Origin of the sequence: Bacillus sp. LNXM65 (assembly GCF_002998575.1) — a bacterium.
Classification (GTDB): Bacteria; Bacillota; Bacilli; order Bacillales; family Bacillaceae; genus Bacillus.
This window is the reverse complement of the sequence record NZ_PVRB01000012.1, coordinates 47771-55627: the sequence shown is the minus strand read 5'-3', so window position 1 is coordinate 55627 and position 7857 is coordinate 47771. Positions and strand designations below refer to the sequence as shown.

The 7857-nt window shown below is 42.2% G+C and carries 9 protein-coding genes and 1 rRNA gene; all 10 read right to left on the bottom strand.

Going from position 1 to position 7857, the window contains the following annotated elements; all coding sequences use genetic code 11:
* Nucleotides 1-130, bottom strand: a 16S ribosomal RNA gene (locus C6Y03_RS18480); the annotation flags it as partial.
* A gap of 341 nt (nt 131-471) precedes the next feature.
* Nucleotides 472-1971 (bottom strand): lysine--tRNA ligase, encoded by a 1500-nt coding sequence (gene lysS, locus C6Y03_RS18475; RefSeq protein ID WP_106031948.1) that lies wholly within the window; start codon nt 1969-1971, stop codon nt 472-474.
* A 90-nt stretch (nt 1972-2061) separates the two neighbouring features.
* Nucleotides 2062-3063: a tRNA dihydrouridine synthase DusB gene (gene dusB, locus C6Y03_RS18470; protein WP_066031443.1), complete on the bottom strand. Its 1002-nt coding sequence runs from the start codon at nt 3061-3063 to the stop codon at nt 2062-2064.
* Entirely contained in the window at nt 3056-3289 is a 234-nt protein-coding gene (locus tag C6Y03_RS18465) for a helix-turn-helix domain-containing protein (RefSeq protein ID WP_034665770.1), read from the bottom strand. Before C6Y03_RS18465 ends, dusB begins: the two co-directional genes overlap by 8 nt.
* Nucleotides 3241-3744 (bottom strand): 2-amino-4-hydroxy-6-hydroxymethyldihydropteridine diphosphokinase, encoded by a 504-nt coding sequence (gene folK / locus C6Y03_RS18460; RefSeq protein ID WP_066031444.1) that lies wholly within the window; start codon nt 3742-3744, stop codon nt 3241-3243. Before folK ends, C6Y03_RS18465 begins: the two co-directional genes overlap by 49 nt.
* Nucleotides 3741-4103, bottom strand: coding sequence for a dihydroneopterin aldolase (folB, locus tag C6Y03_RS18455; protein WP_034665765.1), 363 nt, complete (start codon nt 4101-4103; stop codon nt 3741-3743). Before folB ends, folK begins: the two co-directional genes overlap by 4 nt.
* Nucleotides 4096-4953 (bottom strand): dihydropteroate synthase, encoded by an 858-nt coding sequence (gene folP / locus C6Y03_RS18450; RefSeq protein ID WP_106039745.1) that lies wholly within the window; start codon nt 4951-4953, stop codon nt 4096-4098. Before folP ends, folB begins: the two co-directional genes overlap by 8 nt.
* A 15-nt stretch (nt 4954-4968) precedes the next feature.
* The gene (gene pabC / locus C6Y03_RS18445) at nt 4969-5811 is read right to left on the bottom strand and encodes an aminodeoxychorismate lyase (protein ID WP_106039744.1); all 843 of its coding nucleotides are present in this window, start codon (nt 5809-5811) and stop codon (nt 4969-4971) included.
* On the bottom strand, nt 5808-6401 hold the full coding sequence (pabA, locus tag C6Y03_RS18440; RefSeq protein ID WP_003217897.1) for an aminodeoxychorismate/anthranilate synthase component II: 594 nt from the start codon (nt 6399-6401) through the stop codon (nt 5808-5810). Before pabA ends, pabC begins: the two co-directional genes overlap by 4 nt.
* A gap of 13 nt (nt 6402-6414) precedes the next feature.
* Entirely contained in the window at nt 6415-7833 is a 1419-nt protein-coding gene (pabB, locus tag C6Y03_RS18435) for an aminodeoxychorismate synthase, component I (protein ID WP_106039746.1), read from the bottom strand.
* Nucleotides 7834-7857: the final 24 nt, after the last annotated feature.

Below are 7857 nucleotides of genomic sequence, written 5' to 3'. Positions count from 1 at the left end.
AGGTTACCCACGTGTTACTCACCCGTCCGCCGCTAACATCCGGGAGCAAGCTCCCTTCTGTCCGCTCGACTTGCATGTATTAGGCACGCCGCCAGCGTTCGTCCTGAGCCAGGATCAAACTCTCCGAAAAAGTACAAAACCGAAGTTTTGTTTTTCGCCAGTTTGACTGACTACCTATGATATATCATAGGAATTTTTTATAAAAACTCGAATTAACAGGTACGTTTTGTCTTGTTTAGTTTTCAAAGATCATTTTCATTATCGCTCGTAAGCGACTTTAATATCTTAACATTTCGTATCGGTTAAAGTCAAGAACTTTTTTCAATTTCTTTTTTAACCTCGTTGCTGTTTTGCGGCAACGAATAATAATATACCATCTTGATTCTTTCCTTGCAATAGTTTTTTTAAAAAAAGTTTCATTTTATGAAAAATAAAAAGCGCCATAGTTAAAATGGCGCTTTGATTGATGTATTAACGGTTTCTCATTTGTGGGAAAAGCAGTACATCTCTGATTGATGGAGAATTTGTTAATAGCATGATTAACCGGTCGATACCGATTCCTAGTCCGCCTGTTGGAGGCATACCATATTCTAATGCTTCAACAAAATCGTCATCCATTAGATGCGCTTCGTCATTCCCTTCTTCACGTTCTTTTAATTGAGCTTCGAATCGTTCTCTTTGATCGATTGGATCGTTTAGCTCTGTGAATGCATTAGCATGCTCGCGGCGTACGATAAATAGTTCAAAGCGATCAGTAAAGCGAGGGTCTTCAGGATTTTTCTTAGCTAATGGAGAAATCTCCACTGGGTGTCCGTAAATAAATGTAGGCTGAACCAATGTTTCTTCAACTTTTTGCTCGAAGAACTCATTGATGATATGACCTACTGTCATGTTTTTCGTGATTTCAATTCCGTGATCAGCGGCATACTGCTTCGCTTCTTCAACAGACATCTCCTGCCAGAAGTCTACACCAGTTGCTTCTTTGACCGCTTCAACCATATGGAGTCTCTTCCATTCAGGCTTGAGATCAATTTCATCTTCTCCATATTGAATAGTGGTTGTTCCTAGTACCTCTTCGGCAATATGAGCAATCAGGTTTTCAGTTAGGTTCATGATGTCTTTGTAATCTGCGTAAGCTTCGTACAGCTCGATCATAGTGAATTCTGGGTTATGACGAGTTGATACACCTTCGTTACGGAATACACGGCCAATCTCGTATACTTTCTCTAGGCCACCGACAATCAAGCGTTTTAAGTGCAGTTCAATCGCAATACGCATATAAAGCGGCATATCCAGTGCATTGTGATGAGTAATGAAAGGACGTGCTGATGCACCACCAGGGATGCTGTGCATTGTTGGTGTTTCAACTTCTAGGTACCCTTTAGAATCTAAGTATCTTCTCATGGATTGAATAATCTTGCTTCGCATGATGAACGTCTGCTTACTTTCTGGATTTACAATCAGGTCAAGGTAGCGCTGACGATAACGTTGTTCAACATCTTTGAGTCCATGATATTTATCAGGAAGCGGGCGAAGTGCTTTTGTGAGAACCTCAAAGCTAGTCGCTTTAATTGAAAGTTCTCCAACGTTCGTTTTAAATACCATTCCTGTTACACCGATGATATCGCCTAGGTCTGAGCTTTTGAATAACTCGTAAGCTTCTTCTCCTACACTATCTTTACGAACGTATATTTGAATTTGTCCTTCTAAGTCTTGTATATGCGCAAAGCCAGCTTTCCCTTTTCCTCGCTTTGTCATCATACGTCCAGCGATTGTCACTTGGGCAGACTTTTCTTCTAAGTCTTCTTTAGAAAACTCATCATATTCAGCGATAATTTGTGCGGATTGATGAGAACGGTCATATCGTTCGCCGAATGGATCGATACCCTCTTCTCTCATTTTATTCATTTTGTCACGTCTGACCTGGAATTGGTCATTTAATTCTTCGTTATTAAGCCCTTCATTACTCATTTATATCACTCCAATAATGTATTTTGCAGAGAAAAGCAGAAAAACTGCCAGTACATGCACTAGCAGTGAGCTACAAAAAGAAAGATAGTCTTATCCTACTTTTATACTTTGAAGCTCTTTTGCCTCGGCTTCGATCGTAAAGTCATCAAGAACTTGTACTAGCTCCGCTCTCGTTTCACTTTGATTGATTTGATTTCTTACGTCCGCATTGCCTCGGACACCTTTTAAGTACCATGCTGCGTGCTTTCTCATTTCTCTGACAGCCACGTGTTCGCCTTTTAGGTCAATGAGTCTGTCTAAGTGAAGTTTGCACACTGACATCTTCTCACGTACATTTGGCTCTTCTTTTAGTTCACCCGTTTCTAAATAATGAACCGTTCGATAGATCATCCACGGGTTTCCTAGTGCGGCTCTTCCGATCATGACAGCATCTACACCTGTTTCATCAAGCATACGTTTTGCATCTTGAGGGGTTTTGACATCTCCATTGCCGATGACAGGGATGGAAACAGATTGTTTGACCTCTTTTATAATATCCCAATTCGCTGTTCCTTCGTACATCTGCACACGTGTCCGTCCGTGAAGCGCAACCGCTTGTCCACCTGCTCGTTCAACAGCACGGGCATTGTCGATAGCGAAGATATGATCTTCGTCCCAGCCCATTCTCATTTTCACCGTAACAGGTTTATCTACAGCATCTACAACAGCAGAGACCATTTCATAAATCTTGTTTGGATCAAGCAGCCATTTCGCTCCTGCATCACATTTCGTAATCTTCGGTACAGGACAGCCCATGTTAATATCAATAATGTCCGCTGTTGTGTTCTGGTCTACAAACTTTGCTGCTTCAACGAGTGTGTCTTTTTCACCTCCAAATATCTGAAGGCTCAAAGGTTTTTCACGTTCATCAATGTATAGCATACCCATTGTTCTTGCATTGTTGATCAGGATCGCTTTGTCACTGACCATTTCAGCGCAGACTAAACCCGCTCCAAACTCTTTAACTGTCAGTCTGAAGGCAGAGTTGCACACACCAGCCATAGGCGCGAGCACCACTTTGTTATTAATGTCGATATCTCCGATTTTAAACATCATTTCCCCTCCTTCCTTCTTCAAGAATTGGCGAAAGTTCTTCCACCGTTATATTTAAAGCATCTGCTATTTGACCAACCAATTGGTTTGTTGGTAATCGATTGCCTCGCTCAATTTCTCCTAAGACAGAGACAGAGATGCCTAGTCTTTTCGCGAACCCTTCCTGAGTATACCCTTTTAGCTTTCGGTATGCACGAATTCTTCTACCCCACATGTCTTTTTCCATATGCTTACACCTTCTTGGTCTGTTACGGCATTTATTTGTACTTCGCCGATTCCTGGGCAAATCTCACTCATCGGAACAAGAACGAATAAACGTTCGTACATTCTAGGATGTGGTACTACAAGCTGTTCTGTTTCAATATTTTCACGATTATAAAGTAAAATGTCAAGGTCAGCCGTTCGCGGTCCCCATCTCACTTCTCTTGTTCTGCCTAACTCTTGCTCGATTTTCTGAGTAAGCACCAGTAGTTCATTTGGACGAAGCGAAGTGGAAATTTTCACAGCCATATTTAAAAAGTCATCTTGGTTTTCGTAACCTACAGGTGTTGTTTCATATATAGAGGAGATCAATTCTACTTGAACCTCTGGATGTTCGTGCAGTTTTTTGACAGCTTCTTTTAAATAGGTTTCCTTTTTACCTATGTTCGAACCTAAAGCGATGTATGCGGTATTGTTCATGTGCGTGATCTCGTCATTTCAATTGCAACGGACTGATAGTGTCCTGGAATTGGCGGATCTGGTTTGATTACCTTTACTGTACATTCCTGAACTGTCGGAAAGTCCTTTAACACTTGGTTCGCAATTCTTTCTGTCAGTGTTTCAACGAGGTTGACTGATTCACCTTCTACAATGCTTTTGCAGATTTGGTAGAGCTCTGCATAATTAATGGTCTCATTGAGGTCATCAGTTTGTCCGGCTTTACTTAAATCAAGTGAAGCTGTTAAATCCACACGGAACCGCTGTCCTAATTTATTTTCTTCTGCAAATACGCCATGATAGCCGTAAAATTCCATTCCATTTACATATACTTTATCGATGATAAGCGCCTCCCTTATTCAACATGGCATCCATCATTTTTGCCATTCTTGCGATTTCTTTTACATCATGTACACGAACCATCGCACTGCCTTTTTGAATCCCAAGGCAGACCGTGGCTCCCGTTCCTTCAGTACGTTCTTCCGGCGGCAGGTCTAAGACAGCTCCGATGAATCGCTTTCGAGATGTAGCTAAGAGCAGTGGATACCCAAGGTGACAAAAATGTTCGAGCTCATTCATGACCATGAGATTGTCCTCTTTATTTTTCGCAAATCCTACACCTGGGTCTAATATGATCATGTCATCACGGACACCCGCTTGTTTTGCAATTTGAACACTTTCTTTCAAATCTGCGATCATATCTGAAATCAGATGTGTGTAGTTTCGCTCTGGCCGATTGTGCATTAAAATAATCGGCACATTGTGCTTCGCTGCCACATGCGCCATTTGAGGATCTGCCTTCGCTCCCCATACATCATTAATGATGGAAGCTCCAGCTTTCACCGCTTCATCTGCAACATGGGCTTTATACGTATCAATGGAAATCGGTACATCCAATTGTTTTGTGATCTTTTCAATGACAGGAATCACTCTTGAAAGCTCCTCTTGTTCTGAGACAAATGCCGCTCCTGGGCGAGTCGATTCTCCGCCAATATCAATCATATGCGCCCCGTCTTCTATCAGCTGTGCTGCATGAGCCAGCGCTTTATCCACTTGATTAAACTTTCCTCCATCTGAAAAAGAGTCAGGTGTGACATTTAAAATGCCCATGACCAATGTCTTTTCTTCATAACTAAGGGCGTGGTGCTTGGCTTGTATGATTTTAGGCTGTTTTATCACTTGTTGTGTCATTGTGTCCACCTACTCTTAATGATCTAGACGTTCTTTTGTATATTGTGTTCTCAATTTTGTTGAGAAGATCCGGCTGTTTTGAGGAAAGGAGATTTCCCCTATACTTCTGAAAGGCACAATCCCTTGAACAGAATTGGTCATCCATGCCTCATCAGCTGATAGCAAATGGGAGACTGTATATCGCCCTACTTTTAGTGAAGCCTCCATCGCTTGGAGTGTTTCGATACAATATCGACGAGTGACTCCATTTAAAATGCCTGTATCAAGTGACGGTGTATAAATCACATCGCCTTTTCGCCAAAATACATTGGAAGTAATTCCTTCTGCCACATCATTTTCTTTTGTTAAAAAGATACCTTCTAATTTCGGATCATTTCCCACTTCTCTTTTAGCCAGCAGGTTGTTCATATAATGGTGAGACTTAAGGCGCCTCGGACCTTCCGGGGTATTTCTCCTCGTTTGAAGAATGACTCCCTGTTTCTCATCTAAAACAGATTCGGGCCGGAATGGAGAGATCATGACAAACACGACAGGCTCTTCATAAGGATCTGCAGAAAATCCATTGCCCCTGCCCGCAGAAACATTGAAGCGAATTCTCGCGTGTCCACCGGCTATTTCGTTTTTATTTAGTAAGGTATGAATAATGTCGAGTACAAATGGTTTCTCTATTGTGGATTCGATGCAAAGGTCACGCAATGATTGATTGAGCCTTTCAAGGTGCCAATCTAACAGAAAGACTTGTCCTGCCAGGCTGGTAAATGTTTCGAATACACCGATGCCATATAGAAAACCATGATCAAAAGGAGAAAGAGTCGCGTCTTTCTCCTCTATATACTGACCGTTCAGATAAATGATCATGCGTTTACTTCATGCCCCTTTTTACGATAGGTTTCAATGAAATTTTTAAGCATTTCTTTTCCGAAGGACGTCATAATCGATTCAGGATGAAACTGTACACTTTCAATTGGCAGCTCTTTATGGCGAATGGCCATGAGCTCGCCTTCCTTTGTGCTGGCTGTTGCGTCAAAGCACTCCGGCAGCGTCTCGTTTTTGACAATTAATGAATGATATCTCGTTGCGACAAGCGGATTTTGGAGACCAGTGAAGACGCCTTTTCCGTCATGTGCAATCTCTGACGTTTTACCGTGCATTAAGCGCTCTGCACGAACGACATCCCCGCCAAAAACTTGCGCGATGGATTGATGACCTAGACACACACCGAAGATCGGAATACTTCCCGCAAAGTGCTTGATCGCCTCCATACTAATTCCCGCTTCATCTGGACTGCATGGCCCCGGGGAAATCATGAGAAAATCCGGCTTGAGTTCTTCGATTTCTTGAATGGTTACTTGATCATTCCGTTTCACGATCAATTCTTCTCCAAGCTCACCTAAATACTGGACCAAGTTGTACGTAAATGAATCATAATTATCAATCATTAATATCATGCTCTGCTCACCTCTAACTCAAAATAGTCTCTTCTTTGCTCAACTGTAATGCTTTTTTCACTGCATAGGCTTTTTTAATCGATTCTTTGTATTCGTGCTTTGGTACAGAATCGATGACGATCCCAGCACCCGACTGCATAAAGGCTTTGCCTTCAGTGCAGTACGCCGTACGAATGACGATGTTAAAGTGCATATCTTGATTGAATCCAAACCAGCCTATAGATCCAGTATAAAGCCCACGCCTTGTCGGCTCAAGCTCTTCTATGATTTCCATTGTTCTCACCTTTGGAGCACCTGTAATTGTTCCGCCTGGGAATACAGCTCTCATGACATCTACTGCATCACAATCATTACGCAGTTCCCCTTGTACGTTGGATACAATGTGCATCACGTGTGAATATTTCTCAATCGCCATAAATTCGTTCACTTTTACTGAGCCATAAGTAGACACGCGTCCAAGGTCATTCCGCTCAAGATCCACGAGCATCACATGCTCTGCGCGTTCTTTTTCATTTTCAATGAGCTCTTTTGCCAGCGCTTGATCCTCAGCGTCGTCTTTGCCTCTTGATCTTGTACCCGCAATCGGTCTTGTTTCTAATTGATTCCCCTTTTTCTTAATAAGCAGCTCTGGAGATCCACAAACAATCTGGAAATCAGGCGTGTGCAGATAAGACATATACGGAGATGGATTGACTTGACGTAACGTTTTGTATAAATCATACGGATGTGTGTGGAGCTGTTCATCTTGTCTGATGGATAAATTCACTTGGAACACATCACCGCTTGCGATATATTGCTTAATTTTCTCTACTGCTTCTCCAAAGGTTTCTTCGGTAAACGGTGCTGCTGGTACAAATTCTGCAGAAGATTCATGAACAAGAGATTGCGCTGATTCTTCTGAAGAGCTTGTCCACTTTCGCTTCAAATCTTCGAGTCTTTGATGAGTGTCACTCACAGGTTCCGTTCCTTCTGTGTGAGTGATCAGCCACAGCACGTTTTCTTCATGATCAAAGACCGCAACATCATTAAACACGAGGAAATAAAGATCAGGTGTTTTCAGGTCATCAATGGACAGCATTTTAAAATGTTCGATATATCTAGCATAATCATAGCTTAAAAATCCAATCGCCCCGCCTTGAAAATCAGGATATTCCTCATTCATTTCGGTTTGAAGGGTTTGGAACCAATCCGTAAACGCTCTGAATGGATCGCCTTCTTTGAACAGCACCTCATCTTGATAATGGATGGTTGTCATCCCGTCTTTCCCCTTCGCTTTAGCAACCGGGTCAATGCCAGCAATGCTGTATGAACCGCCGCGAGCACTTTCAAGAAGAACATGGTGTGTTTCGCCAGCAGTTAATTGTTCGTATCTTTTCAGGAAAGCATCTTTCGTAAAAGGAATTTTGATGCCCATCGGCCTGCGTTGTGTCATGTTATCATCCTTTTTCATTTTCAT

Bases quoted from the DNA above. Each gene is read 5' to 3' on its own strand.
- folP (WP_106039745.1), bottom strand. From the start codon at position 4,953: ATGACACAACAAGTGATAAAACAGCCTAAAATCATACAAGCCAAGCAC.
- C6Y03_RS18465 (WP_034665770.1), bottom strand. From the start codon at position 3,289: ATGGAAAAAGACATGTGGGGTAGAAGAATTCGTGCATACCGAAAGCTA.
- pabC (WP_106039744.1), bottom strand. From the start codon at position 5,811: ATGATCATTTATCTGAACGGTCAGTATATAGAGGAGAAAGACGCGACT.
- pabB (WP_106039746.1), bottom strand. From the start codon at position 7,833: ATGACACAACGCAGGCCGATGGGCATCAAAATTCCTTTTACGAAAGAT.
- pabA (WP_003217897.1), bottom strand. From the start codon at position 6,401: ATGATATTAATGATTGATAATTATGATTCATTTACGTACAACTTGGTC.
- folK (WP_066031444.1), bottom strand. From the start codon at position 3,744: ATGAACAATACCGCATACATCGCTTTAGGTTCGAACATAGGTAAAAAG.
- dusB (WP_066031443.1), bottom strand. From the start codon at position 3,063: ATGTTTAAAATCGGAGATATCGACATTAATAACAAAGTGGTGCTCGCG.
- lysS (WP_106031948.1), bottom strand. From the start codon at position 1,971: ATGAGTAATGAAGGGCTTAATAACGAAGAATTAAATGACCAATTCCAG.